Below are 25,778 nucleotides of genomic sequence, written 5' to 3'. Positions count from 1 at the left end.
ACAGCCCGCGATATGGGCTGCGATCTGGCTGCAGTTCGGTATCTGATTTGACATCCGGCACACCATCCGGTCCGCGATCCGGCGTCCGTCCCGGCTATCGCGGAGCGCGATCCGGTGGGTGCTTCATCGTCAATATTTGGCTTGCCAGTCACGGTACGTGCAGCTAGTCTTTGCGAGACCCCACCCAATCCCGGAGCACGCATGACACACGTTGCGAAATACCTTCAGCGCTGGTTGGCCCTTGCTGGCTTGCTGGCGGCAAGCGTTGTCATGCCGGCGCATGCCCAGTCCACCCAGACTCCGGGAGCGGCGGCAGCCATTTCGGAAGCCGTCCAGGAAGGCGGCAGCCCGTACCGCCCACCTTCGGCCGGCACCGCCAATCCCGCGGAAGACAAACGCGCGCGCTGCGAGGCGCTGCTCGATGAAATCGGCGGCACGTCAAAGCGGCGCGGCTATGCGTCGCCGGGACAGGCGACCACCAATGCGCAGGGCCGCGCGGTGCCAAAGATCGAGCGCGACGATGCGCGCAAGCAGTTGGAAGAGACTTATCGCGCTAACTGCATGTAGATGCGGCCAGGGGCCGATTGCACGCGGTGAAAGCCGCCGCACGCGCCAATGACAAAGGGACGGGGCCATCCAACTGACCCCGTCCCTTCTCGCTTTCCGCCGTTGCAGCCGTTCCAGCCGATCCCTCGCACAGGACTCGACGGCCGGCGCGGCCCGAACGGGGTTATTCGTTGACCGCCAGCTCCGTCTCCGGCACCACGAAAGCGGGCTTCTTCTGCTTGGCGCTGCGCGAGCGCCACGCGGACCATGTCACGGCCGTCACCAGCAGCGCGGAAATCACCACGAACGTGCAGCTGATCGGGCGGTCGATAAACACCATCATGTCCCCACGCGACAGCAGCAAAGCGCGACGGAAGTTCTCCTCGACCATTGGTCCCAGCACGAAGCCAAGCAGAATCGGCGCCACCGAGAACTCCAGGTACATCAGCAGCGCGCCGATCAGCCCAAAGGCCAGCACCTCCCAGATCTGGAACAGGCTGCTCTGCGTGCTGAACACGCCCACCGCGATAAAGAACATCGCCGATGGGAACAGGTAGCGGTACGGCACCTGCAGCAGTTTCACCCACACGCCGATCATCGGCACGTTCAGGATCATCAGGATCACGTTGCCGATCCAGAAGCTGGCGATCAGGCCCCAGAAGATGTCCGGGTGATCGCTGATCAGTTGTGGCCCCGGCGCGATGCCCTGGATCATCAGGGCGCCAAGGATCAGCGCCATCACCGCATCGCCCGGAATGCCCAGGCTCATGGTCGGGATGAAATCGACCTGCGTCTTGGAATGCGACGATGCTTCCGGCGAGGCCACGCCCGCGATCATGCCCGTGCCGAATTTCTCGGGCGTCTTCGAGATCTTGCGCTCCAGCGCGTAGGCGACGAACGTGGTGATGGTGGGACCGGTGCCCGGCATCGCGCCAAACAGCGTCCCCACACCCGTGCCGCGTACCATCGGCCAGAACGCCTCCTTCAGTTCCGCCCAACTGGGTCGCATATCGCGGATGCGCAATTTGGCGTTGCTGGTGACCGCTGTCATGCGGTTCACATTGAGAATGAAGTCGGCCACGCCGAACAGGCCCATTGCAATCGCCACCAGTTCCAGCCCGTCGCTAAGCTCGGGAATGCCGAGCGCAAAGCGAAAAGTGCCGGTGTTGACGTCGGTGCCCACCACGCCGCACAACAGGCCGAACAGCGTCATGGCCACGCCCTTGAGCGGCGACCCGCGCGACATCGTCGACCCTGCCAGCAAGCCCAGCAGCATGATCGAGAAGATCTCGGCGGGACCGAACTTGAATGCGATGGCGGTCAGCAGCGGCGATGCGAAGATCATCACCAGAATGCCCACCGATGCCGCGAAGAACGAGCAGATCATGGTGATGCCCAGCGCCGTACCGCCCTTGCCGGCGCGCGTCATCGGGTATCCGTCCAGACAGGTCACCGCGTGCGGCGGATGCGAGGGCAGATTCAGCAGGATGGCGCCAATCGCGCCGCCATATTGCGACCCGTAGAAAATGCCGGCCAGCATCAGGATGGCGGGCACCGGGTGCATCACGTATGTCAGCGGCAGCAGGATCGAAATTGCCGACAGCGCACCCATGCCGGGCAGCACGCCGATCAGGTTGCCAACCAGCACCCCGAAAAACGACCACATCAGGTTGCTTCCCTGGAATGCGACGCCGAAGCCGAACCAGAGATCATGCAAGGCATTGGAAACCATGGCGTTCAGCCTCCCCAGGTAAACAGCGGCAACTGCAATTGCAGCGCCCACGAGAACACCACTGCCGCGATCACGCACATGGCAATCGCCAGACAAGCAGCCTGCTTGATGGTGTTGTTGCGATCGCCAAGCGCCGAGATGAATACGATGGCGAAGGTTGCCGGAATCATCCCGCCGTACTTGCCCAGCAACAGGAATGCCAGCGTGCCCAGCACGATGCAAACGGTGCCGCGCAGATCCGGCGCGGCATGGCTGTGGCCATGGCCGGTTGGTTGCGCCGGGTCGCTCGCCTCGCCGCGTGCTGAGGCAGCGATCAGCACGCCGACCAGCGCGAGCAGCGTGCCCACGGCAACGGGAAAGAATCCCGGGCCCATATGGCTGAGCGTGCCGGTGTGATATTGCAGCCCCGCCATGACGGCAGCCAGTCCCACCAGTACCATCAGCGCGCCGCCGTAGTAATCCTTCTTGAAGCCGTGCGGCTGATTCATGCGCCGGCCCTCCCTTCTCGGCGCGGCGTAGCGCGCGTCGATGCCGGGCAGCTGCGGGTATATCGATCGAACATCGTTCTGTCTCCTTCAAAGCCCCCGCATACGGCGGGTCAGACGGAATCTACAAACGATGTCTTCCAAGGGCCTTTCATGCGGCTTGCAGCGAGCTTACAACTTACATCATGTCGTGATGTATTTCGGAGATGACACGAAGACGTCGGTGTAATCCCTGAATTGAGAGACAGGCACTGCCGCGCTTGAATGTCTTTTCCCGGGACAACCATGGCGGAGCATGATTGGCCGCACGCCAGCGGTGTCTCGCTGCTTATCGGTGCGCGGGTGCAGGGGCCAGCACGGAAGCGTCGATGTCGCGCAGCGTCGGGCAACCGGTCAGCGCCATGGCGATTTCCAGTTCGGTCTGCAGTAACGTCAGCATGTGCGCGATGCCAGGCATGCCACCGACCGCCAGCGCATGGAGCACCGGCTGCCCCACCAGCACCGCCGTGGCGCCCAGCGCGATCGCCTTGACGATATCGGTGCCGCGTCGCACCGCGCCGTCGAGCAGCACCGGCACGCGGCCGGCCACCTGCGCGGCAACAGCGGGCAGGCAATCGATGGTGGCGGGAACGGTGTCCAGCGTGCGGCCGCCGTGGTTGGAGACGATGATGCCTGCCACGCCAGCGCGCAGCGCGGGGTCGACATCGCGCGGATTCAGCAGCCCCTTGACCAGCACCGGCAACGACGTGCGCCGGCACAGCGTCTCGATGTCGGCCCAGGTGGGCGCGTGCTGCAGCATGCCGCGGAATAGCGGACTGCCGTGCGTGGCCGTCGTCGGCCGGTTGGGCGGATATGCATCGAGATTGACGGCGCCCACGCCGGCCGGCAGGCAAAAGCCCGCGCGTTGCTCGATATTGCGCACGCCGCTGACCACTGCATCGATGGTCACCACAATCGCCTTGTAGCCGGCCTGCTCGGCGCGTTGCAGCAGGTCGAACGTATCCTGCTGGCGCGGCTGACAATAGAGCTGAAACCACAGCGGCGCCCCACTGGCGCTCGCGATGTCCTCAAGCGTGACGCTGGCCTGCGTGCTGACGGTCATGCAGGTGCGCGTCAGCGCGGCCGCCTGCGCGGTGGCAAGTTCGCCATCGGGATGCACGAGCCGGTGGAACGCGGTGGGCGCCAACAGGATCGGATAGTCGAGTGTTTCGCCCAACAGCGTGCAGCGCGCGGACGCCGCCGACATGTCCACCAGCGCGCGCGGCATCAGCCTGATCCGGTCGAAGGCGGCGCGGTTTTCATGCTGGGTGATGCCATCGGCGGCCGCGCCGGCGATGTAGGCGCGAATGGCCGGGTCCACGCGCTCGTGGAAGCGCCGCTCGTAGTCCTGCAGCGATACGGTGTCGGGCGGAATCTGCCGATCCATCACAGTTCGGCCCAGCGGCGCAGCAGGTTGTGATAGTGATTCACGAGCGCCAGCACGGCGTCCTGATCGTCGCCGAGTTGCTTGCGGATCGCGATGATGGCGAGATCGAGTTCGTAAAGCATGGCGCGCTGCCCATCGTCCTTGACCATCGACTGGGCCCAGAAGAACGATGCCCAGCGCGCGCCGCGCGTGACCGGTGTCACCGCATGCAGCGACGATGCGGGATACACCACCAGATGCCCCGCAGGCAGCTTTACGGAATGCGATCCGTAGAGATCGTTGATCACCAGCTCGCCGCCCTCGTACTCATCGGGATCGGAGAGGAACAGCGTGCTCGACACATCCGCGCGAATCCGCATGCCGCCGGTTCCCGGCACAGTGCGGATCGCATTGTCGACATGAGTGCCGAACGTCATCGCCTCTTCGTAGCGATTGAACATCGGCGGCAGCACGCGGAGCGGCAGGGCGGCGGAATGATAGGTGGGATTGCGACCCAGCGCCGTGAGCACCAGTTCGCCCAACTCGCGCGCCTGAGCGCTTTCCACCGGGATCTGCAGGTTGCGCTTGGTCTGGGCGGCAAGGTCGCCCGCGCTCACGCGGCCATCGACCCACGGCGAAGCCTCCAGGCACTGCCTGCAATGGCGGATTTCTTCGGCGGTCAGCACATCGGGAATCTGGACGAGCATGATGATCTGAAGGCGCCTGATCGGCGCTGGGGCGGGGGTTGTGCGCGATTGTAGCGGCTGGCCGGGCGGGCAGCGCGCCAACGCCTCGGCTGGCGCCCCGCCCGGCCGGACCGGTCAGGTGTGGCTCAGAACGTCATGCCGACGTTGAGCAGCACAGTCCTGCGCGAGGTGGGCACCGCACGCACGGCACCGAACGACGACTGGTAGTTCAGGTGGTTGGTGAGGTTGTAGCCGTTCAGTGAGATGCGGTACTTGCCCTGCTTGTACGCGATCATCGCGTCCAGCGAGAAGTTGTCCGGCATCTTCGCGGTGTTGGCCGAATCGGCCCAGTAACCGGTGGCGTATTGCAGACCACCGCCGATGGTCAGTTGGCCCGGCACCGGCAGCAACGTGCGCGGAATGTCATACGCGGTCCATAGCGTGACGTTGTGGCGCGAAACGCCGGGCGCCGCGTTGCCCACGATCGACGCAGTGCTCGCCGATGTGACTTCGCCACTGACATACGCATAGGCGACGTTCGCGGTCCAGCCGCCGACGATGCGGCCGCTCAGGCCCAGTTCCAGCCCGCGGATGCGACGGCCCTCGCCGGAATCGGAAAAGCCGTTCGTGATGTCGCCCGTAATCGGATCGACGGTGTAGGCGTTGGTCTTCTTGGTCTGGAACAGCGCGCCGGTCAGGCCCAGTCGCTTGTCCAGGAAATCGAGCTTGGCGCCCACTTCGATCGTATCGGCGCGTTCCGGCTCGGCGTTGACGCCATTCTGCGGCACTTCCGATGCCACACCGCCGACGGCCACGGCGATGTCGGTGCCGACCGGGCGATAGGTGCGCGAGAACGACGTGTAGAACATGTAGTCTTTGGTCGGTTCCCAGATCGCGCTGATGGCCGGGCTCAGCTTCTTCGAATCGGCGGCGCCGCCCAGCGACGATGCGCTGGTGGCGTATTCGCTGCGGAAGTAGTCCCAGCGCAGGCTGCCAAGCAACGAGATCTGCTCGGTCAGCCAGACGCGGTCGTTCAGGAACACGCCGATGTCGGTGGCGTTGGCGTCGCGCGTGCCGGTGTACGACACGCTGGCGTTGGGACTGTTGTAGAACACCGGGTTGACCACGGTCTGGTTGTTGTTGCGGCCGGTCCAAGTGCCCTGGTCGCGGTGGTCGCGCTGATAGATCGTATCGAGCCCCACCATGGCCTTGTGGCGGAAGCTGCCGGTCATGAACTCGCCCTTGGCGCTGAGCACATTCTGGATGCCCCAGCCACGCTGCAGGTATGTCGTGCCGCCACCGGCGCCATACGGCAGTGCCACGTTGCGCCCGGCCAGCAGCGATTGCAGATTGGCGTACGTCAGCGAGCCGGGGTTGGTCGACGAGAAATCGCGCTCGTAGAAGCTGAAGCGCGTGTCGTTGCTGATGGTGATGCCATTGTCGAGCTTGGTCATGAAGTTCGACGACACGATATGCGCATCGGTCGTGTCGCGGTCGGTGTTGCGCACATAGGACGTGGACGAACGGATGCCCGGCACACCGTAGCCGGTCAGCGGACGCAGGATGCCGTCGCCGCCCTGCGCCAGCGGCACGCCGAAGTCGGGCGCGCCGCTGCGGTGCAGGTACGAATAATTCAGGTGCCATTCCGTGCCGGTGCCAAGGCCCGTGCCGAAATCGATCGCGATGCCGCGGCGGTCGTCGTCAACATGGTCGCGATCGGCCACGCGGCCGTTCTGGAACAGACCGTTGACGCGCAGGGCCGACGTGTCGTTAAGGCGGAAGTTGCTGTCCAGCGTGGTGCGGTACGTGGCGTCCGAGCCAAAGCCCTGGTCGATGCTGGTGCTGGTGTTGAGGTTGGCTTTCTTGGTGGTCTGGTTGATCAGGCCGCCGATATTGCCGACGCCAAAGCTCTCGCCGGACGGGCCCTTGATGACTTCGACGCTTTCGGTGTTGAAGGCATCGCGCTTGTATGCGCCGAAATCGCGCAGGCCGTCGACATAGATGTCGCCCTTGGCGGACAGGCCGCGAATACGGAACTGATCGCCATTCTGGCCGCCGTTGCCCTCGCCGGTTGAAATCGTGATGCCCGGCACGTTGCGCAGAATCTGTTCCAGCGAAGTGGCGTGCTGCTGCTCGATAACTTCCTGCGGCACCACGTTGATCGTCTTCGGCGTCTCCTTGACGGTGGCGGGCAGGCGCGAAATGCCGAGCGGCATGTCGTTGGTGTTCTCGCTGGCGCGGCCCGTGACGGTGACCTGCGGCAGCACGCCGGTGCGCTTGCCTGCTGCCGGGCCGGTGCCGGCGGGTGCGTCGGCCCCTGGCGCGGCCTGCGCATGGGCGACCAGCGGCAGCGCCGAGGCGGAAATCACGAGACCTGCGGATGCGCCTGAGACCAGCAGGCGGATGGCATTGGCGATTTTTCGTTGTTGCACGAAAGGCTCCAGAGAAAAGGACGATCGGTCATGACGTGCCGCCGAGCCTTTTCGCTGGACACACTTGCTTTCCTCCCCGTCAGAGGCAAACGCTGTATTCCGACGCTGCCGCATGGCAGGCATCAGCACCCGTCAAAATGAGAATGATTACTATTTGATGTTGTGCGGTTATGTTCTTTTGTGGCGAAATGTGGCAAACCCACGACGCGCTGAACGATTTCGCCACAATCGCCAGCCGGTCTGCGCCGGTCGACGTTGACTGCAAACGGTTGCCGGGCACGGCTTGGTGTGACGGGAGGAAGAGTGACGGCGGTCCGAAGCCGGCCGCCCGGACATCGGTCGATATCGGATAGCGGCGGCAGGCGCCTAGTTGGGCAGTTCGATCACTGCGCGCAGGCCGCCCTCGGCGCAGTTGTGCAGCGCGATGTCGCCGCCATGGGCGCGAATGCATGAGCGCGCGATGGCCAGGCCCAGCCCCAGACCGCCCGTGTGTGCGCTGCGCGCGGCGTCCAGCCGCGTGAAGGGCTCGAACACGCGCTGCAACTGCGCGGGGTCGATACCCGGGCCGTGGTCCTGCACTTCGATACGCAGCACGCGGCGCGCCTTGTCGGCCAGGACACCCAGACGTACTTCGCCGTAGCGCGCGGCGTTGTCGAGCAGATTGTTCAGGCCGCGTTTCAGGTGAACGGGCCGACAGCGATAGCTCATGGCCGGATCGATCTGCAGCGTGCAGGCGATGCTGCGGCCCTGGATCGTCTGCTGGTCGACGATCTCCTGCACCAGCGCGGCGACGTTCACTTCCTGGGTGGGCTCGCGCAATGCGTCGTCGCGCACGAAGCGCAGGGTCTCCTCGACCATCACGCTCATGTCGTCGATGGTCCGCACCATGGCGTTGCGCAGCGCTTCGTCTTCGATCAGCTCCGCACGGATGCGCAGCGACGTCAGCGGCGTGCGCAGGTCGTGGCCGATGGCGGCCAGCATCTGCGTGCGTCCGTTGACGAAGCGCACCAGGTTTTCCTGCATGTCGTTAAAGGCCTGCGTGATCTCGCGCACGCCACTGAGACGGTCCGGCGGCGGAAGAATGACCTGTTCGCCGCGGCTCACGCGCTGCGACGCCGCGGTCAGCAGCTTGAGCGGCCGCATGATCCGGCGGCCGAACAGCAGCGCGATGAGGGCCGTGGGCAGCATGCCCACCAGCAGCGAAAAGCTGAGCACGCGCGACCAGTGCGCCGGCAGCGTAGTCGGCCAATGCCGGCTCTGCAGCCAGCGGCCGTCCGGCAACTGGATATCGATGTCGAGCGCCCACGCACTGGCGCCGCCCAGCGCCGTTTCCAGCCAGTTCGTTGCGTGCCCGGAGCGCGGTCTTGCGTCGTCCTGCTGCAACTGCACGTTCACGGAAGCGTGCGCGGAAAGATTCAGCATGCCGCGCAAGCGCTGGGCGATGCCATGTTCCACGCTGCCCATCGCGTCCGGCTTGAGCGGCAGCGCCCGATCGGCCAACCGGAATGCGGAGTCGGGCAGGCTCAGGTCTTCCAGCAGCGCGGGCGCGTCGGGCGATCGCGCGGCCAGTCGATAGGCCGACAGCACGCGCGATTCAATCGAGCGCACCGCCAGCGGATGGATCGTGACGTTTTCCGCGCGCCACCACGACAGCACGAGCACCGCGATCACATGCGCGGCCACCATCGCCAGCAGCCACAGCGCAACCAGTTGGCCCGACAGGGTGCGCGGGGCCCACCTCATGCGTGTTCGACCGAGACGCGCGTGGCCAGCAGATAGCCGTCGCCGCGCACCGTCTTCAGCATGTTGGGCCGACGCGGATCGGGTTCCAGCTTCTTGCGCAGCCGGCTGACCTGGCTGTCGATGCTGCGGTCGAAGGTCACCGTTTCGGAACGCTGCGTCAGATCGAGCAACTGGCTGCGGCTCAGCACACGGTTGGGGTTTTCGACCAGCGCGCGCAGCAGATGAAACTCCGCGGTACTGATCGGCACGTTCTCGTTGGTGGGACTGCACAGCTGGCGCGTTCTGGTATCGAACGCCCAGCCGTTGAAGCTGAAGCGGTATTCGGGCTGCGCCGGCACTTCGATCGGCTCGCGCGGCTCGGGCGGACGATTGCGCCGCAGCACGCTGCGGATCCTTGCCACCAGTTCGCGCGGATCGAACGGCTTGACGACATAGTCGGCGGCGCCAATCTCCAATCCGGCGATGCGGTCGGCCTGATCCGCCATCGCCGTCAGCAGGATGACCGGCGTTCCCACCCGCTCGGTCACCGAACGGCACAGCGACAGACCGTCCTCGCCGGGCAGCATGATGTCGAGCACGATCAGGCTGAAGCGCCGCGCCTCCAGCCGCTGACGCATCGCCTTGCCGTCGCCGACCGCTTCCACATCGAAATCGAAGCGGCGGATATAGGTGGAAAGGGGATCGCGGATGTCCTGGTGATCGTCGACGATGAGGATGCTGGGGCGGCCGTCCATGCTGCGGTCACGACTTATAAACGAGAATCATTCTCGACATTCTACCGGAAATGTACGTTTTTCAACACGCTTTCCGATATTTCCGATACACCGCGGTGGACTGGCCGGCGCTCGTTCCCTGTCCATCGTTGCCGGGCGCCGTGACCGGCGCGTGGGCGAGCCGCCAGACGCCGCCCGTCCGCCGAACGTCAGGCGTCAGGAGGCTAGATCCACTGGTCGTTTGCGACAGTGCGCTCGCTCGTCGCGCCGTCGCCGGTATTGGCCACGCCGCGCGGCTCGATCAGCAGCACCTTGACCTCGCGCGCGGCGCAGGGCTTGTGCTCGACACCCCGGGGGACGACGGCCATCTGGCCAGCGCGCAGCATGATCGAGCCATCGCCGGATGGACCGCCGCGCACATCGATCCGCAATTCTCCGTCCAGCACGATGAACGTCTCGTCGGTCTCGTCGTGCTTGTGCCAGATGAAATCGCCTTCGAGCTTGACCACCTTGAACTGGTAGTCGTTCATCTCGGCCACCACGCGCGGCTGCCAATGGCCGTCGATCAGGTCGATCTTGCCCGCCATGTCGATGGCCTGGCATTGGCCGCGCGACGCGGGGGCGGCGGTGGAACGGGGGGATGCGGACATCGTTGTCTCCGGTGGGGTTGACGTGTCCTGCAGGATAGATCGCCGGCGGCGCGCGGTATTGAACGATCGTGGGCGGACCGGTTCAGGCGCGCGGCGCGTTGGCCGCGATCTGCTTCCAGCGGCCCGGCGTGAGACCGAAGGTCTTCAGGAAATGGCGCGTCATGTGGCTCTGGTCGGCAAAACCGGCGCCGGCCGCCGCGTCCGCCAGCGACGCGCCCGTCAGCAACAGGCGCCGCACCACGTCCAGCCGGCGCATGGTCAGATAACGATAGGGACTCGTGCCGTAGAACGTGCGGAAATCGTGCGAAAGGCTCCAGCGGTCGCGGCCGGTGGCGTTTTCGAGTTCTTCCAGGGCCACCACGCGCGTGACATTGGCGTGCAGGAAATCGCGCGCCCGGCGCGCCGCGAAGTAATCGCCCTGCCCCGGCGCGCGGCCCCGGACGGCCGGCATGCCCGACACCGCAGCCAGCGCGTGTGCCAGTTCCGCCAGCGCGTCGCTCTGTTCAAGCGGCTCGAATGTGTGGCCGACGCGCTGCAGCAGGGTTTCCGTGGCCGCCGCCATCCGCGCATCGCTGGTCACGCCGCCTTCGACGAACGGTAGCGCGCGCCCACCGAGTGCGTCCTGCAACAACGCCGGTTCCACATAGACCATGCGGTAGCGAAAGCCCTCGCCCGTACCGGCCTGACCGTCATGCGGCTCGTCGGGGTGCAGCACGATGGTGTTGCCGGGCAGGCTGTCGCGCCGGCTGTGCCGATAGTTGAAACGCTGCACGCCAGCCAGCGTGCGGCCGATCGCGTACGTATCGTGCCGATGCATCGCGTAGGCGTTGCCCTGGAACCACGCCTCGATGCGCTCGATGCCGTCTACCGGCTGGGTGCGCACCACCCAGTCGGGGCGTGCGCACGCTGGATGTCTTGGCATGGCGCTGTGGGTGAAAGTGCGCCGGATCGGCGCGGCCCCAGAGAGTGCCACAGGAATCGACCAGGCGTGGCAGCCGGGTCATTACTGACGCAGCGACGGCCGCTTTCCCCGATCCTGAAAGCACCTTTCACATTGCGAAATTTCGCCAGAAATTCGCGCGCGACGCCCTTCCGCTGCCTGAAAAATCGTTCCACATCACGAAATCAACAACCTATCCCATTGAATCATAACGATAAATTTACTCTTATATCTTATATAAGACCTAGGTGCACCACAGCAAAAGGGCCATACAATCTTTTCCACGCTGCTTCGCTTCGGCGCCTCCTGGCGGCACACGCAACCTTTGTTAAACGTGCTTTTTTCTTAGGAATTTCCCATGGCCCAGTATCAAGACGACATCAAGGCAGTTGCCGGTTTGAAAGAGCAACACGGCAGCGCGTGGAATGCGATCAACCCCGAGTACGCCGCGCGCATGCGTGCCCAGAACAAGTTCAAGACGGGCCTGGACATCGCCAAGTACACCGCCAAGATCATGCGCGCCGACATGGCTGCGTACGATGCGGATCCGACCAAGTACACCCAGTCGCTGGGATGCTGGCACGGCTTCATCGGCCAGCAGAAGATGATTTCCATCAAGAAGCACTTCAAGAGCACCGAACGCCGCTACCTGTACCTGTCCGGCTGGATGGTTGCCGCACTGCGTTCCGAGTTCGGCCCGCTGCCGGACCAGTCGATGCACGAAAAGACTTCGGTCAGCGCGCTGATCCGCGAGCTGTACACCTTCCTGCGCCAGGCCGACGCCCGTGAACTGGGCGGTCTGTTCCGCGAACTGGACGCCGCCACCGGCGCAGCCAAGGCCGCCATCCAGGAAAAGATCGACAACCACGTGACGCACGTGGTGCCCATCATCGCGGACATCGACGCGGGCTTCGGCAACGCCGAGGCAACCTATCTGCTGGCCAAGCAGTTCATCGAAGCCGGCGCATGCTGCATCCAGATCGAGAACCAGGTGTCCGACGAGAAGCAGTGCGGCCACCAGGACGGCAAGGTCACCGTGCCGCACGAGGACTTCCTGGCCAAGATCCGCGCCATCCGCTACGCCTTCCTGGAACTGGGCGTGGACGACGGCATCATCGTGGCCCGTACCGATTCGCTGGGCGCCGGCCTGACCAAGCAGATCGCCGTGACCAACACCCCGGGCGACCTGGGCGACCAGTACAACTCGTTCCTCGACTGCGAGGAACTGTCGGCCGACCAACTCGGCAACGGTGACGTGATCATCAAGCGCGACGGCAAGCTGCTGCGCCCCAAGCGCCTGCCGAGCAACCTGTTCCAGTTCCGCGCCGGCACGGGCGAAGCGCGTTGCGTGCTGGACTGCGTGACCGCGCTGCAGAACGGCGCCGACCTGCTGTGGATCGAAACCGAAAAACCGCATATCGCCCAGATCGGCGGCATGGTCAGCGAGATCCGCAAGGTCATCCCGAACGCCAAGCTGGTGTACAACAACAGCCCGTCGTTCAACTGGACGCTGAATTTCCGCCAGCAGGCCTATGACGCGATGAAGGCCGCAGGCAAAGACGTGTCGGCATACGAGCGCGGCCAGCTGATGAGCGTGGAATACGACGACAGCGAACTGGCGAAGCTGGCCGACGAGAAGATCCGCACCTTCCAGGCCGATGCATCGCGTGAAGCCGGCATCTTCCATCACCTGATCACGCTGCCGACGTACCACACCGCCGCGCTGTCGACCGACAACCTGGCCAAGGAATACTTCGGCGACCAGGGCATGCTGGGCTACGTGGCCGGCGTGCAGCGCAAGGAAATCCGCCAGGGCATCGCCTGCGTCAAGCACCAGAACATGTCCGGTTCGGACATCGGTGACGACCACAAGGAATACTTCAGCGGCGAAGCCGCCCTGAAGGCGGCGGGCAAGGACAACACGATGAATCAGTTCTGATATCTGCCCTACGCTTCGGCCCGGCGCCGCGCCGGGTCAGCATACAGACGCCAATCCACCCGGGTTGGCGTTTTTTCTTTGCAGACCGCGGGGATGACGGCGCGCGGCCCGCCAAAGCGCAATAGCTGACGATTTCAGATGCGTCCGAGGCAAAGGCTGAACAGCGCGAGCCGGCCGGAAACACGGAGCTTGCGATAGATGCTGGCGACGCGATGTCCCACTTCGTCTCGCGCCAATCCCGTCCGCTCGGCAATCTGCACTTCCGACAGCGAAGTCAGCAACAGGAAAAATATGTCACGCTCGGGCGATGCCAGTGCGTTCACCACGGCCTCGGGCAGCAGCAATCCGCCATGCCCCGGCTGCCAGGCCGTGACATCGCGCGCAACGCCGAATCGCAACTGATTGGTTTCAAGCCAGCGCGCCGACCAGCGGAAATGAACGCTTGCGCCACTGCGATGCCGATAGCGGTTCTCGAAGCCTTCGCGACGCTCGCCGGAAAGCACCCGTTGCGCCTCGCGCATCGTCATCACGCGATCGGCGGGGACGACGAGGTCCAGCATGCGTACGCCAACGAGATCGGACGCGGCATAGCCGAGGCTTGCTGAACAGTGCCGGTTGACGTACTGGATCACCCCCGCGGCATCCACCAGGAAAACGTTCTTGTCGGAGCGATCCGCAATGTCGAGAAGAGCTTGCTCACCTGTGAAAGCAGTCATGGCCGGCCAGCCGCACGATGAAGTGGTCCGATATTGACACAATCGGACGCGGCTTTGACAGCTCGTTTTCCGCACAGGTGGCTTCGGCAACGCGTGCGGCGGCGGATCGGGACCAGCGCTGACTGGCGTGGTGGCCGGCGAGGTCGACGCGATGGTCCGAGGCCATCAAGCAACGTGCGGCGTCGGAATCGAAAGTCTGGGGCGAATTCATCCGCAAGCGCGGCATCCAGAGTTCCTGAGGCGCAGTGCAAAAGGCGGCGGGTCCATACATGCTGCTCACAGGCGGCCTGATGGCACGACCCGCAGTCCATGCGATAGCGATGACTCAGCCCGCCATGTCGAACACGGCTGCGATAAGTGGCCGCTTCTTTCGGACTTCGAGACAGCACAGCGAGTAGCCGATGCCCAGCAGCGGTTCGTCGACGGGGATAATCCGGAGGCCCGGCAGCGGAATGCACTCGATCTCCGTCACGAAGCTGATGCCGATGCCGCTGGCCACCGCGTGCAGGATGGCCTCGCGGCTATTGATCTCCATGACACACAGCAGCGTCACGCCGTTCTGCGCGGCCGCGTTCTCTACGTGGTTGCGTGTCTTGGAGCCCGCCTCCCGCAGGATCACACCCTCGTCGGCGATATCGCGCATGGTGAGGCTGGCCCTGCCGGCCAGGCGGTGATTGTCCGGCACTACCGCCACGATGCGCTCACGCCGGAACGGCATGATATGGAGCCCCTCCACGGGGTCCGGTTCGGCAAGGATGCCAACGTCGATGTCAAAGTCCTGCAAGCCACGCAGCACGGACACTTCTGATCCGATACTTACGCTAAGTTCCAGCGACGCGTGCCGGCCGCGGAAGCGCCGAGCCAGATCCAGCGCAATCGGTGGCGAAACGCCGCCAACGCGCACGAGGCCGGCCTTGAGCTTGTGGACGCTGTGCAGGAACTGCATGGCCTCGTCTTCCAGGCCAAACAAGCCTCGCGTGATCCCGTAGAGCTGCTCGCCGCTGTCGGTGAGCAGGACCGTGCGGCCTGTCCGATAGAACAGCTCCACGCCGAAGCGCTCCTCCAGTGCCTTGACCTGGTCCGTGACTGTCGGTTGGCCGATGTGGAGATACTGTGCGGCCGCAGTGAATCCTCCGGTACGGGCCACTGCGTGAAAGCAGCGAATCCATTTGTAGTATTGGTGGAACATGGGTCTCGGTCCGGGGCGCGCCATTCATGAATGGCGTCTAGCGAAGAGTCTCCCACAGGCACCTCTCGCCGTGCATGCAGGGTTTTCCCCATGGCGCGCGTGGATCTATCGTTTTCGGCCTTCCGCAGCCGCCCAAAAGCGATTGGACGCGATATCTCGCGGCTCCCACACTGCTGTCAACGGATGACGCGCACCGCGCGGTCCACGACAAGCAGAAGAGAGAGGAGACCATGATTCATTCGTACCACAACCCCGTTTCGATTCACTGCGGCACGGGTAGCCTTGAACTGCTGCCGCAAGTGTTGCGCGGGCGCCGTGCAGTGGTGGTGACTTTCCCGGAGGCTCGCGCACTGGGGTTGGTCGCGCGGCTTGAAGCACTGCTTGGCGCCGACCTTGTTGCGGTGATCGAGGACATCCAGCCCAACCCCGACGTGGCGCAATTGGAGGGCCTTTACAACAGCTTCTGGTCAGACCCGGACGCGTGCGACGCGATTGTCGCCGTGGGTGGTGGAAGTGCCATCGATACCGCCAAAGCGCTGATGGTCGGCACGGCGAACTGCCAATTTGGTTCGCTGGTCGGGCTGCTGGCAACCGGCATGCCATTCACGCCCGCGCGGGTCAAGTCGCTGATTGCGGTGCCGACCACCGCCGGCACCGGCAGCGAAGTGACGCCCTGGGCCACAATCTGGGACGCGCGCAATCAGAAGAAGTACTCGTTGCACCTGGATGCCACCTGGCCGGAAGCGGCCATCATCGACGCGAGCCTGATGCTGTCGGTACCACTGGGCACCACGGTATCCACGGGGCTCGATGCACTATCGCATGCGCTGGAATCGGTCTGGAACGTGAATGCCAACCCGATCTCCGATACCTACGCGATCTCGGCCGCAGAAGACATCCTCGAAACGCTGCCGGCCCTGATCCACAACGCCTCCGACATCATGCTGCGCGAGCGCATGGCCATGGCCGCGCTCAAAGCGGGGCTGGCGTTCTCCAACACCAAGACGGCACTGGCGCATTCGATCTCCTATGAGATGACGCTGCGCCATGGTCTGCCGCACGGCATCGCCTGCTCGTTCACGCTGCCGATGGTGCTGGAAAAAGCCTGGGCCTGTTGCCCGGAGCGTGACCGTGCGCTGCAACGCTTGTTCGGGCCATCGCTGCCCGTCGCGCAGGACAGGTTGCGCGACTTCCTGCAAGGCTTGGGCGTCAAGACCGAGTTTGCAGACTACGGGGTGTCCAACGACGAAGCAGACGCCATCATCGCCCGTGCAATGGATGGCGCACGCGGCAAGAATTTTATCGGCGCCATGTACGCCGCCTGACGACACAACAGCGCACCGGCGAACCACGCCGGGCCAAACATGATGTGAGGAGACAAACATGGAAACCGCCGATCGCGTGCCGGTAGGCACATTCGTTGCCCCTGCGGAGCAGACTTTCCGGCGCGCGCAGTGGCGCATGCTGCTGGCCGCGATGTTCTGCTACCTGTTTTTCTACACCGGACGGCAGACGTTCGGGTTCGCCATTCCCGGCATCCAGCAGGAATTCGGGCTGTCCAAGGAAGTCCTCGGATGGGCGTCGACGTGCCTGCTCTGGTGCTATGCGGCCGGGCAGGCCATCAACGGCAATCTCGGCGACAAGTTCGGCGGCCGTCGCGTGATGACGGCCGGCGCCATCCTGTCGTGCGCCGCCAACTGGGTCGTCAGCTTTGCGGTGGGCTTCAAGAGTCTGGCGATTCCCTGGGGTATCAATGGATACTTCCAGGCCCTTGGCTGGGCACCGGGCAGCCGCCTGCTGTCCAACTGGTGGGACGCGGGCGAGCGCGGCAAGGTCTACGGCTTCTACGTCTTCGCCGCAGGCTGCGCGTCGGTGCTGTCGTTCGTCACCTCGATCCTGGTAATCAACATCCTGCACCTGGACTGGCGCTGGATCTTCCGGCTGCCCGTGCTGTTGATGTTGGTGGGCGGCATCACCTTCTTCCTGGTCGTGAGAGAACGTCCGGAGGAGCTTGGCTTCCGCTCGCCCGACACGGGATGCGGCCGCGCTGGCGCCGAAGAGACCGACGCATCGGAAAGCTCGTGGTCACGCTACAAGGCGGTGCTCAGCAATCCGCGGCTGATGATCGCCGGCCTCTCGATCGGTTTTCAGAACGCGGCGCGCTACGGCCTGATCGTCTGGGTGCCCGTGCACTTCCTGGGCAAGGACTGGAGCCGGGCTGACACGTTCATCAATCCCGCATGGATCTCGGTGGCGCTGCCGGTCGGCATGGCCTTTGGCGCGCTGTCCAACGGCTGGATTTCCGATCGACTTTTCGGGTCCAGCCGCAGCAAGGCCATCGTGCTCTACATGGTGCTGGGCGCGATTGCCTCGATGATCATGTACCGGTTGCCAATGGGCATGACCGCGATCGGCGCGCTGTTCCTGGCCGGCTTCTTCGTCTACGGACCGGCGTCGTCGTTCTGGGCGCTGTGTCCGGACCTGGTCGGCGCACGGCGCGCCGGCACGGCCACGGGCATCCTGAATTTCTTCTCCTATTTGCTGGCGGGCCTCGGCGAGCCGCTGATCGGCCGCATGCTGGATCATTCTGGCAACACGTCGCTGGTGTTCCCCATCGTGGCCACGAGCTGCGTCATCAGCGCAGTCATCGCCGCCTTCATCCGTCGCTGATCACAGCGCAAGAAGCCATGCGCCGGCCCTGCCCGGCGCCTCTCCCCCGCGGCATCCCTTCCGGTTTTTCCACGAGCTTGTCCCGCCTGTCGGGCACGACGACCATGAACGCTTTGCATCCCATTCCCACGCTCCGCCACGAAGCCCTGCGCATCGCCGGCGAAAAGGTCTACCGCGACGACGTGATCGAGGTGACCTATCCCTACACCGGCGAAGTCATCGCCACGGTATCCAAGGCCACGCGCGACGACGTGCGCCGCGCCTATCGCATCGCCCGCGACTACCGGCCAACACTGACGCGCTACGAGCGATATCAGATCCTGATGCGGGCCGGCGAGATCATCGCTTCGCGTCTCGACGAGATCTCGCGCACGATCACGATGGAATCCGGCCTGTGCCGGAAGGATTCGCTGTACGAGGTGGGCCGCGCGTCCGACGTACTGCTGTTCGCCGCCAACCAGGCGCTCGTGGACGACGGCCAGGTGTTCTCATGCGATCTGACGCACCATGGCAAGCGTCGCAAGGTTTATACGCTGCGCGAGCCTCTGTTAGGCGTCATCACCGCGATTACGCCGTTCAATCACCCGCTCAACCAGGTAATCCACAAGGTGGCGCCGGCAGTAGCCACCAACAACCGCATGGTGCTCAAACCAAGCGAGAAAACGCCGCTCGCGGCTTTCCTGCTCGCTGACATCCTCTACGAAGCAGGGCTGCCGCCGCAGATGCTGTCCGTGATCACCGGCGATCCAGGAGAGATCGCCGACGACATGCTGACGCATCCCGACGTCGACCTTGTGACCTTCACCGGCGGCGTGTCCATCGGCAAATACATTGCCAGCAAGGCCATCTATAAACGACAGGTGCTGGAGCTGGGCGGCAACGATCCCATCATCGTGATGGAGGATGCCGATCTTGAGGAGGCCGCCACGCTGGCCGTGAGCGGTTCCTACAAGAACTCGGGGCAACGCTGCACGGCGATCAAGCGCATGCTGGTGCAGGAGTCAGTGGCCGACAGATTTGTCGAACTGCTGGTGGCCAAGACCGAGGCGATCCGCTATGGGGATCCGATGGATCCGAATGTCGACATGGGGACCGTGATCGACGAGGCCGCAGCCATCCAGTTTGAACAGGCGGTCAACGAGGCGATTGCGGCGGGCGCGCGGCTACGCTACGGCAATTTGCGGCGCGGCGCGCTGTATTCGCCGACGGTGCTGGACAACGTCGATCCGGAGATGACAGTGGTGAAGTACGAGACGTTCGGGCCGGTGTCTCCGGTAATTCGATTCAAGGACATCGATGACGCCATCCGCATTTCCAACGGTACGGCCTATGGGCTGTCCTCGTCGGTGTGCACCAACCGGCTCGACTACATCACGCGCTTTATCAGCGAACTGAAGGTGGGCAGCGTCAACGTGCGCGAGGTGCCCGGTTATCGCCTGGAGCTGACGCCGTTCGGTGGCATCAAGGATTCGGGGTTGGGCTACAAGGAGGGTGTGCTGGAAGCAATGAAGAGCTTCTGCAACACGAAATCCTACTCGCTGCCCTGGTAATCCTGCGCAAGCCCGCGGCGCGGCCATCGCCTCGCCGCCGGCGCACTTCCCCGCGCGCCAACTCTCCCTCTGGCGCCACTTGATCCCGCGTCTTCCCTTTCGTGTCTTTCCCGTGATTTCCACGACATCAGTCCGGCCAGAGGCCGGTCCCTGTTTTCCGAAGCCGACGACGGCGGCGTTTCGCACGTCAGTACTCAGTCGTGCCCGGTGGCTTTTTCGCAGAGTCGCTGCAGGTGGATTGGGAGAAGGCGACGGGTCGATCCGTGACAAGGACACCGGCCGCTTCACGATCATGGATCGCATCGACGACGTGCTGAACGCGTCGGACCACCGCATGGGCGCGATGGAGATCGCGTGCCGCCGGTGTCGAACCCCAGCGTCGCCGAGGCCGCCGTGGTAGGACGCCCCGACGACACGGCCGGCGAAGCGATATGCGCGATCGTGGTGCTCAAGCGCTCGCGTTCGACCGGCGAAGAGGCATGAAGATTGCCGCCGAACTGCGCGGCTGGGTGGGCAGACTCAACTGACGTGGTTCAGGGCCAAGCGCAGGATGTCGAAGTTTCGCAAACGCTGGCCCGTCGGCGCCGCCACAGCACGGTTGAACAGCAACGGCACCTTCTGCTCAGACAAGCCACCATGCGAGCGCAGCGGGGCATCGAGGCCGCTCAGGTCATGCCGGGCAGGCGTGGTGCCGATGACGGTCAGGCGCTCGCTGACCACCACGAGGTCGCCGATGCGATCCGGCGGCAGCTCGAACCGCTCGGCGGCCTGGGCCTTGTCGAGGACCAACTCGATGCCGGGCACGGCGGCGATGGCATGCTGGATGGCGGCCACGTCGGCATCGGGCGAAACGTACACGGTCGCGTACGAGCCGAGTGCGCCGTGGTGGGCCACATAGGGATCGGTGATAGGCAGCAGTACGCGCGCAGCGGTATGGCCAAAGCGCGAGTCGAGCCACTCCTGGAGGAACAGGATGTTGGCCTTACCGACAGAATCGGTCTTGGCATTCATCCCGTGGTCGGCGGTGATGCCGATGACGGCTCCCATTGCGTCGAGCCGCTGCAGGTAGCTGTCCATCATCGCGTAGAAGGCGTTCGCTTCGGGAGTGCCCGGCGCGTACTTGTGCTGGACGTAGTCCGTGGTGGACAGGTACATCAGGTCGGGCCGCGTGGTCTCCATGAGGTACACACCAGCGGCGAACACGAATTCCGACAGGTCGGCGCTATAGACCGACGGAAGGGGCTCGCCCACCTTCGCCAGCACATCTTCGATGCCATTCTCGGCGAGCGTGGCCTCATTGGCCTTTTCCGCCGAGAAACAGATGCCTTCCAGCCGGTGGCCCAGTAGTGCGCGCAGCTTGTCCTTGGCAGTGACCACCGCCACGGACGCGCCCGCACGTGCAGCCTCAGCCAGCACGGTGGGGGCCCGCAAATAGCGCGCATTGTTCATGAGCACCTCGGCATTCGTCTCGGTATCGAAGAAGAAGTTGCCGCAGATGCCATGGATGGCGGGCGGCACACCGGTGACGATGGAGAGGTTGTTGGGATTGGTGAACGACGGCACCACGCAATCGCCGCTAAGCACCGTGCCGCGCTGGGCCAGGCTTTCGAAAAAAGGCGCCACGCCAGCCTGCACGGCGAGATTGATGTATTCCTGCTCGCAGCCATCGATACACACGATGACTGTCGGGGCTGTCGGAAGCTGGTAGCGATGCCCGTTGACCTGAATGTCCTTTCTCATGTTCGTCTCATCCTAAATGGGGGGTGAGACGATCTTAATTTGGAAGATTTTTTGACACAATCGACGATATCTCGCCTATTCTGTCAGAAAAATTCACAGGTAAGGACGATATGCCACATAAGCTACCGCCACTCAATGCGCTGCGCATTTTCGAGGTGGCCGTGCGGGCAGGAAGCTATTCAGCAGCGGCCAGGGAACTGCATCTTACGCACGGCGCGGTCAGCCGCCAGATCGAGATCCTTGAAAATTGGTTGGGCCAGCCGATGTTTGTCCGCCAGGGCCAACGCATGGTGGCGACGATTCACGCGGAAGCGTTCGCGCGCGAAATCAGCGCGGCGTTCGATCATATCGGCGCGGCTTCGGAGCGCTACGGCAAGATTGCCGCGCAGAAGATCATCCGGGTGAATGCGCCCGCGACATTCGCGATGCGATGGCTGATTCCGCGGCTGGCCGACTTCCACGCGCGGCATCCCGACGTCGAGGTGCGCGTGTCTACGGCATTCAGCAACGAATCGAATTTCCACAGCACGTTCGACGTGGCCATCCGGCGATCCGCCGACCTGAAAAGCCAGTTCGAGGTGGAGCCGATCTTCAGCGAGGTGCAGACGGTGATCGCCAATCCCGCCCTGTGGCAGGACAGCGCGATGCGCGATGTGCAAGATCTGGCCGAGGCGGTGTGGCTGTACACCGAGACCCGTCCCGGCGATTGGGAACACTGGCTGCAGCATGCCGGCATCGCGTCGGTTCGCCCGCTGCGTACGCTACGCTTCGACCATTTCTTCGTCACGCTGCAGGCGGTGGTGGACCGTCTTGGATGCGCCATCGGCGCATTCCCGACGCTGAATGTCGATCGAGTCGACGGCAGAATCGCGCTGCCCTTTCCGGACATCGTCGCCCCGGGCAGCACGTACTTCAGGCTGCTGCCGCGCGATGCCGACAAGCCTGCCTATCTGCGCGATTTCCTCACATGGCTGTCGGAGCAGGGGCAGCAAGCGTGACCGGCGTGATGGCCATCGTCTTCGATTGATCCATCATGCGCACTTGGATAACAGGTCTCCCACGCCGTAGCGTGTGCCGTCGGTAAAGACGTCCGGACGACGGATGGCGCCATCGGTGAAGACGTCCCGGGTGCCAATTCTTGCGCCATCGGAGAACGCGTCACGCTTTTTATCGGTCGCCGCAAGCGCGGGCAGCGTGACGGTGGAGACTGCAATCAGCAGGCCAAGTGCCATGCCGCGTGTTTGAGCATTCATCATCGAGATCCTTCTGGTTGTGAAACTTGCGCGGTGCACGCCGATCGGTCGGCGGAAGGCCGCGTGCAGGCAATGGCGAGCAATGCGCCGAACAGGCCCACGTTCTTGAGAAAGTGGTTGAGCTGGTTGCCGTAGCTCGCGGCATCGGCAGCCCAGAACGCGTGGAAGAGGAACGTTGCCGGCACGACAAACGCGGCCAGCGTGGCGGCGGCCAACCGCGTTTGCCACGCCAGGAACAATGCCGCGCCGCACCCGGCCTCCACGATGATCACCAGGGTCGTCAGCAGCGGTGCCAAAGGCAGCCCCATTTGGCTCAACCGGGCTGCCAGGGCTGCAAAGCCGATGGCCTTGAGGGCTCCGGATATCAGGAATAGCGCGCCGATCATCGCTTGCCCGATCCGCAGGCCGGCTGGACATCCTCCGGCGCGATCGAGTCGCGTCAGGGTCTTCAAATTCAGGTCCATGGAATATTTCCGTTTCTCGTCACAAAATTTGATGAGCCCGAGAGTAACCTTTCCACTTGCGCCCTGAAATCGCCAATAGGAATAATATCTGTGCCGTTCAGGCAAAAATCACGACGCCGCATCGCCCTCTTTCAGCAAGGGTGCCAACCAAGGGATATACACATGAAGGGATCGACCGGCAGCCGGCTGGATGCGGTGGAAATGTTCTGCGTCGCGGCGCGAATGCAGAGTTTCACGGCCGCTGCCATCCACCTCGGCACGACGCCTTCTGCGGTCAGCAAGTCTGTCCAACGGCTGGAAGCCAGGCTTGGACTCAGGCTCTTCGCACGCACGACGCGGGCCGTCCGCCTGACCGACGAGGGGCAGCTCTACTACGATTCCTGCCAACAGGCGCTCGACCGTATCAACGAAACTGAAACGGCGCTCACCCACGCGCAAGTCCCCAGAGGCATATTGCGTGTGAGCCTGCCATACAGCTACGGCATCAAGCGTTTGATCCCGTTAATTCCGCAATACATGGCGCGCTTTGCCGAGCATGTCAGCATGGAGGTATCGCTGAGCAATGCGGCCGTCGATTTTGTGCGACAAGACTTCGACATGGCCGTGCGTATCGGCAACGTAGCCGATTCCCGCCTGGTGGCGCGCCCGTTGGAAAACGTTCGGCGCGTGGTCGTGGCCACACCGGAATACCTGCGCCAGCACGGCCGTCCGCGAGAACCAGGGGATCTGATGCGCCATCAGTGCATTGGCATGCTGATGCCAGACACCGGGAGATGCCTGCCGTGGGAATTCCGGTCGGACGACGGGAACGTTTCCGAAGTGGCGCTTCGCCCTGCCCTGGCTTTCGATCACCCTCTCGGTGCGCTAGCCGCCGTCACCCATGGTGCCGGCATCGCGCAGCTACTCGAAGTCACGGTGCGAGAGGATTTGGCTAGCGGGCGATTGGTTGAATTGCTGCGCAAACATGCGCCGCCCGTGCAGCCGGTGTTCGCTGTCTATCCAAGCCATAGATATATGCCAGCGAAAGTCCGCGCCTTTATCGACTTTCTTCTGGAAACGCTGTGAGGCGAGCGGAAAGAGATATCGACTATCGGCAATCGACTATCGGCTTTGGATCGAAGACCGCAATCAATCAATTGTCAAAGCCGACGCCGACGAACGCCGCCAAAACACTCCTGTCGGCCTGCCAACGCTCCCATCGATCGCTAATCCCAACAAGCAAGTTACTTATGAGTTAAAAAAACCCCACGCAACCGAAGTTGCGCAGGGCCTGAAGCGCTTTCCCAGATTGGGTTAGGTTGGGTTACGGCCTGTCGATCGAGATCGAATAGAAGGCGGGGTTGCTCGGGCTGGCATTGATCGCGACGGTTAGACCCGTGTTGGACAGGCTCATGCCGATGGTTTCCGCGGCGCCTGGAATGCCATTGACCGGCGCGACAACCGGACGATAACGAAGGCCGATAGACGGCACGTTGTCTTGCCATGTGTCGAGGCGCCCATCATTGCGCTGGCGCGTATAGGTATGGGTCGTTGCGTCGACGGTAATCACAGTGTTGGAGAACGTGGTGATGTCCGTGACGCCCGCGGGATTCAAGACTGCGTCCCAGTAGGCGTTGGTGAATCCCACTACCGGCAATGCGCGTGCCACCGGGTGCCTTGCGACCATGAACCCGTTCGCATGCACGATGACGATGGCCAATTGCCCGTCCACACCCTTGAAGCCGAAGGCGCGCGCCGTACCGCTGGAGTCGATCAGGTCAAAGCCACCGTTGGCGTTGACCGAGAACGTTGGCAGGTCACTCGCCGGCCAGGGTTGGCCACAGCCGCTCATTCCGCAATCGGCAGCTTTGGTGAACTTGCCTGTGCCATCCACATTGAACTGGATCAGGCCCGAGCCGTAGTTGCCCGGATTGGTCGCGCGCTCGAAGCTCATTGCCACCCAATCGCCCGCCAGTTCGGACAGCGGAATGGTCTGCTCCGGAATCAGAAGGCTCGCCGCCCCGGCACGGCGCTCCACCCCGATTCCCGATTTGGAAACCAGCAGCCTGGCGTCGTTATTGCCGAAGCGGCAGGCTTCCGTGGCATTCGCCTGGTACGCCTCCGAGGCGCTGGTGGCGTCATTGGTGCGCGTCAGCGCCACCGCATCGACGGTGAATCGCTGGATCGTATTCGCGGTCAGATCCAGCTTGTGGTATTTACCACTGCGGTAGGCCGCGCACGTGGCAGACGCGGGATTCAACAGCGTCTTGATGCCGTCCGTCGAACCCTTGTTGCTGGCCACTGCATCCGACAGATCCGCGATGGAGGTCTTCGACGTCGCAAGCGCAGCGCCCAACGTATCCAAACGCTGATCCAGCGCGTTGCCCGGCGTACCGCCATGGGCGGCCACGAGCGTATCTTTGAGCGGATCCATGCCGGCCAGGTCAACCGTGCCGCTCAAGATCAGCTTGACTGCGTCAATGGCGCCGCTAAGGCCTTCGGCGTTCAGTTTCGATTGCGCGCTGGCGTCGAAGCTGTCGAAAAAGTCCTTCGTGTTGCCGCCGGCCAGCGATGCCGTGATCAGCTCGGTCAACGGCGTGATATTGGCGACGGCGTTCATGCTCGTCCCGGCCTCCACCACCGAATGCAGCGCAATGCCGTCTGCCGTAGTGACACTCAGCACGCACGGACGCTTGGCGTCCGGGATGCTGATGACGAACGTGCCGTCGGCGGCGGTAGTCGCCGTTCCGCTGCCGGAGGCGCATTTGGCCTGCACTGTGGCATTCGCCAGTGCCGCGCCTACGGCGGCCGTACCGGAAACCTTCGTCGTAGGCGTCGTCGATGCCGCGGGTGTGGCCGAATCGGAACCGCCACCACCACAGGCACTCAGTGCCGCTGCGGCGATAGCCGCGAGAATAATTCTTGTTTTCATAGACCGAATTCCCC

General features: G+C 63.7%; 22 protein-coding genes and 1 pseudogene. 8 read left to right on the top strand and 15 right to left on the bottom strand.

Annotated features, from left to right (window positions below; all coding sequences use genetic code 11):
- The first annotated feature begins 201 nt into the window (after positions 1-201).
- On the top strand, positions 202-567 hold the full coding sequence (locus F7R19_RS18615; protein ID WP_150981573.1) for a hypothetical protein: 366 nt from the start codon (positions 202-204) through the stop codon (positions 565-567).
- Between the two features lie 163 nt (positions 568-730).
- On the opposite strand, the gene F7R19_RS18610 is transcribed toward F7R19_RS18615, so the two are convergent.
- From F7R19_RS18610 to F7R19_RS18570, 9 genes are all read right to left on the bottom strand, one after another.
- On the bottom strand, positions 731-2,278 hold the full coding sequence (locus F7R19_RS18610; protein WP_061959962.1) for a tripartite tricarboxylate transporter permease: 1,548 nt from the start codon (positions 2,276-2,278) through the stop codon (positions 731-733).
- Positions 2,279-2,283: 5 nt separating this feature from the next.
- On the bottom strand, positions 2,284-2,766 hold the full coding sequence (locus F7R19_RS18605) for a tripartite tricarboxylate transporter TctB family protein (RefSeq protein ID WP_211922757.1): 483 nt from the start codon (positions 2,764-2,766) through the stop codon (positions 2,284-2,286).
- Between the two features lie 325 nt (positions 2,767-3,091).
- Positions 3,092-4,189 (bottom strand): alpha-hydroxy acid oxidase, encoded by a 1,098-nt coding sequence (locus F7R19_RS18600; RefSeq protein WP_150981572.1) that lies wholly within the window; start codon positions 4,187-4,189, stop codon positions 3,092-3,094.
- Positions 4,189-4,875, bottom strand: a complete 687-nt coding sequence (locus F7R19_RS18595) for a Fe2+-dependent dioxygenase (protein WP_061957397.1) — start codon at positions 4,873-4,875, stop codon at positions 4,189-4,191. Before F7R19_RS18595 ends, F7R19_RS18600 begins: the two co-directional genes overlap by 1 nt.
- Positions 4,876-5,000: 125 nt before the next feature.
- The gene (locus tag F7R19_RS18590) at positions 5,001-7,286 is read right to left on the bottom strand and encodes a TonB-dependent receptor (protein WP_223506031.1); all 2,286 of its coding nucleotides are present in this window, start codon (positions 7,284-7,286) and stop codon (positions 5,001-5,003) included.
- A 366-nt stretch (positions 7,287-7,652) separates the two neighbouring features.
- On the bottom strand, positions 7,653-9,029 hold the full coding sequence (locus F7R19_RS18585) for an ATP-binding protein (RefSeq protein WP_061957396.1): 1,377 nt from the start codon (positions 9,027-9,029) through the stop codon (positions 7,653-7,655).
- Entirely contained in the window at positions 9,026-9,763 is a 738-nt protein-coding gene (locus tag F7R19_RS18580) for a response regulator (RefSeq protein ID WP_061957395.1), read from the bottom strand. The genes F7R19_RS18585 and F7R19_RS18580 overlap by 4 nt, the downstream gene beginning before the upstream one ends.
- 203 nt (positions 9,764-9,966) lie before the next feature.
- Positions 9,967-10,392 (bottom strand): cupin domain-containing protein, encoded by a 426-nt coding sequence (locus F7R19_RS18575; RefSeq protein ID WP_150981571.1) that lies wholly within the window; start codon positions 10,390-10,392, stop codon positions 9,967-9,969.
- An 82-nt stretch (positions 10,393-10,474) separates the two neighbouring features.
- A complete protein-coding gene (locus tag F7R19_RS18570) occupies positions 10,475-11,314 on the bottom strand; it encodes an AraC family transcriptional regulator (protein ID WP_150981570.1) in 840 nt (279 codons plus the stop codon).
- A 376-nt stretch (positions 11,315-11,690) separates the two neighbouring features.
- Between F7R19_RS18570 and F7R19_RS18565 the strand changes: the two genes are divergently transcribed.
- Entirely contained in the window at positions 11,691-13,271 is a 1,581-nt protein-coding gene (locus tag F7R19_RS18565) for an isocitrate lyase (protein ID WP_061957392.1), read from the top strand.
- Positions 13,272-13,405: 134 nt separating this feature from the next.
- Here F7R19_RS18565 and F7R19_RS18560 read toward each other — a convergent pair whose 3' ends face one another.
- Both F7R19_RS18560 and F7R19_RS18555 read right to left on the bottom strand, forming a co-directional pair.
- Complete coding sequence (locus tag F7R19_RS18560; RefSeq protein WP_150981569.1) at positions 13,406-13,987, bottom strand: PAS domain S-box protein; 582 nt, start codon at positions 13,985-13,987, stop codon at positions 13,406-13,408.
- A gap of 325 nt (positions 13,988-14,312) precedes the next feature.
- Entirely contained in the window at positions 14,313-15,176 is an 864-nt protein-coding gene (locus tag F7R19_RS18555) for a LysR substrate-binding domain-containing protein (protein WP_150981568.1), read from the bottom strand.
- A 230-nt stretch (positions 15,177-15,406) separates the two neighbouring features.
- Here F7R19_RS18555 and psrA point away from each other — a divergent pair, with 230 nt between their 5' ends.
- The 4 genes and pseudogenes from psrA to F7R19_RS18535 all read left to right on the top strand — a co-directional run.
- Positions 15,407-16,501, top strand: coding sequence for an iron-containing alcohol dehydrogenase PsrA (psrA, locus tag F7R19_RS18550; RefSeq protein WP_150981567.1), 1,095 nt, complete (start codon positions 15,407-15,409; stop codon positions 16,499-16,501).
- Positions 16,502-16,559: 58 nt separating this feature from the next.
- On the top strand, positions 16,560-17,846 hold the full coding sequence (locus F7R19_RS18545; protein ID WP_061957388.1) for an MFS transporter: 1,287 nt from the start codon (positions 16,560-16,562) through the stop codon (positions 17,844-17,846).
- A gap of 104 nt (positions 17,847-17,950) precedes the next feature.
- Entirely contained in the window at positions 17,951-19,396 is a 1,446-nt protein-coding gene (phnY, locus tag F7R19_RS18540) for a phosphonoacetaldehyde dehydrogenase (RefSeq protein ID WP_150981566.1), read from the top strand.
- Between the two features lie 247 nt (positions 19,397-19,643).
- A pseudogene (locus F7R19_RS18535) lies at positions 19,644-19,914 on the top strand (AMP-binding enzyme); the annotation flags it as partial.
- A gap of 1 nt (position 19,915) precedes the next feature.
- On the opposite strand, the gene phnA reads toward F7R19_RS18535, so the two are convergent.
- Positions 19,916-21,136 carry a phosphonoacetate hydrolase gene (phnA, locus tag F7R19_RS18530; protein ID WP_150981565.1) on the bottom strand — a complete coding sequence of 407 codons (1,221 nt, stop codon included), beginning with the start codon at positions 21,134-21,136 and terminating at the stop codon, positions 19,916-19,918.
- A gap of 110 nt (positions 21,137-21,246) precedes the next feature.
- Between phnA and F7R19_RS18525 the strand changes: the two genes are divergently transcribed.
- Positions 21,247-22,134: a LysR substrate-binding domain-containing protein gene (locus tag F7R19_RS18525; protein ID WP_061957386.1), complete on the top strand. Its 888-nt coding sequence runs from the start codon at positions 21,247-21,249 to the stop codon at positions 22,132-22,134.
- A 33-nt stretch (positions 22,135-22,167) separates the two neighbouring features.
- Here F7R19_RS18525 and F7R19_RS18520 read toward each other — a convergent pair whose 3' ends face one another.
- Both F7R19_RS18520 and F7R19_RS18515 read right to left on the bottom strand, forming a co-directional pair.
- On the bottom strand, positions 22,168-22,392 hold the full coding sequence (locus F7R19_RS18520) for a hypothetical protein (protein ID WP_223506029.1): 225 nt from the start codon (positions 22,390-22,392) through the stop codon (positions 22,168-22,170).
- Positions 22,389-22,841, bottom strand: coding sequence for a DoxX family protein (locus F7R19_RS18515; protein ID WP_249043164.1), 453 nt, complete (start codon positions 22,839-22,841; stop codon positions 22,389-22,391). The genes F7R19_RS18520 and F7R19_RS18515 overlap by 4 nt, the downstream gene beginning before the upstream one ends.
- 174 nt (positions 22,842-23,015) lie before the next feature.
- On the opposite strand from F7R19_RS18515, the gene F7R19_RS18510 reads away from it, so the two are divergent.
- Entirely contained in the window at positions 23,016-23,918 is a 903-nt protein-coding gene (locus F7R19_RS18510) for a LysR family transcriptional regulator (protein WP_150981564.1), read from the top strand.
- 238 nt (positions 23,919-24,156) lie between these two features.
- Here F7R19_RS18510 and F7R19_RS18505 read toward each other — a convergent pair whose 3' ends face one another.
- Entirely contained in the window at positions 24,157-25,764 is a 1,608-nt protein-coding gene (locus tag F7R19_RS18505; protein WP_061957382.1) for a hypothetical protein, read from the bottom strand.
- Positions 25,765-25,778 lie beyond the last annotated feature (14 nt).

Source organism: Cupriavidus pauculus, assembly GCF_008801835.1.
In the GTDB taxonomy this organism is placed as follows: domain Bacteria; phylum Pseudomonadota; class Gammaproteobacteria; order Burkholderiales; family Burkholderiaceae; genus Cupriavidus; species Cupriavidus pauculus.
This window is presented reverse-complemented; position numbering and strand designations above follow the sequence as displayed.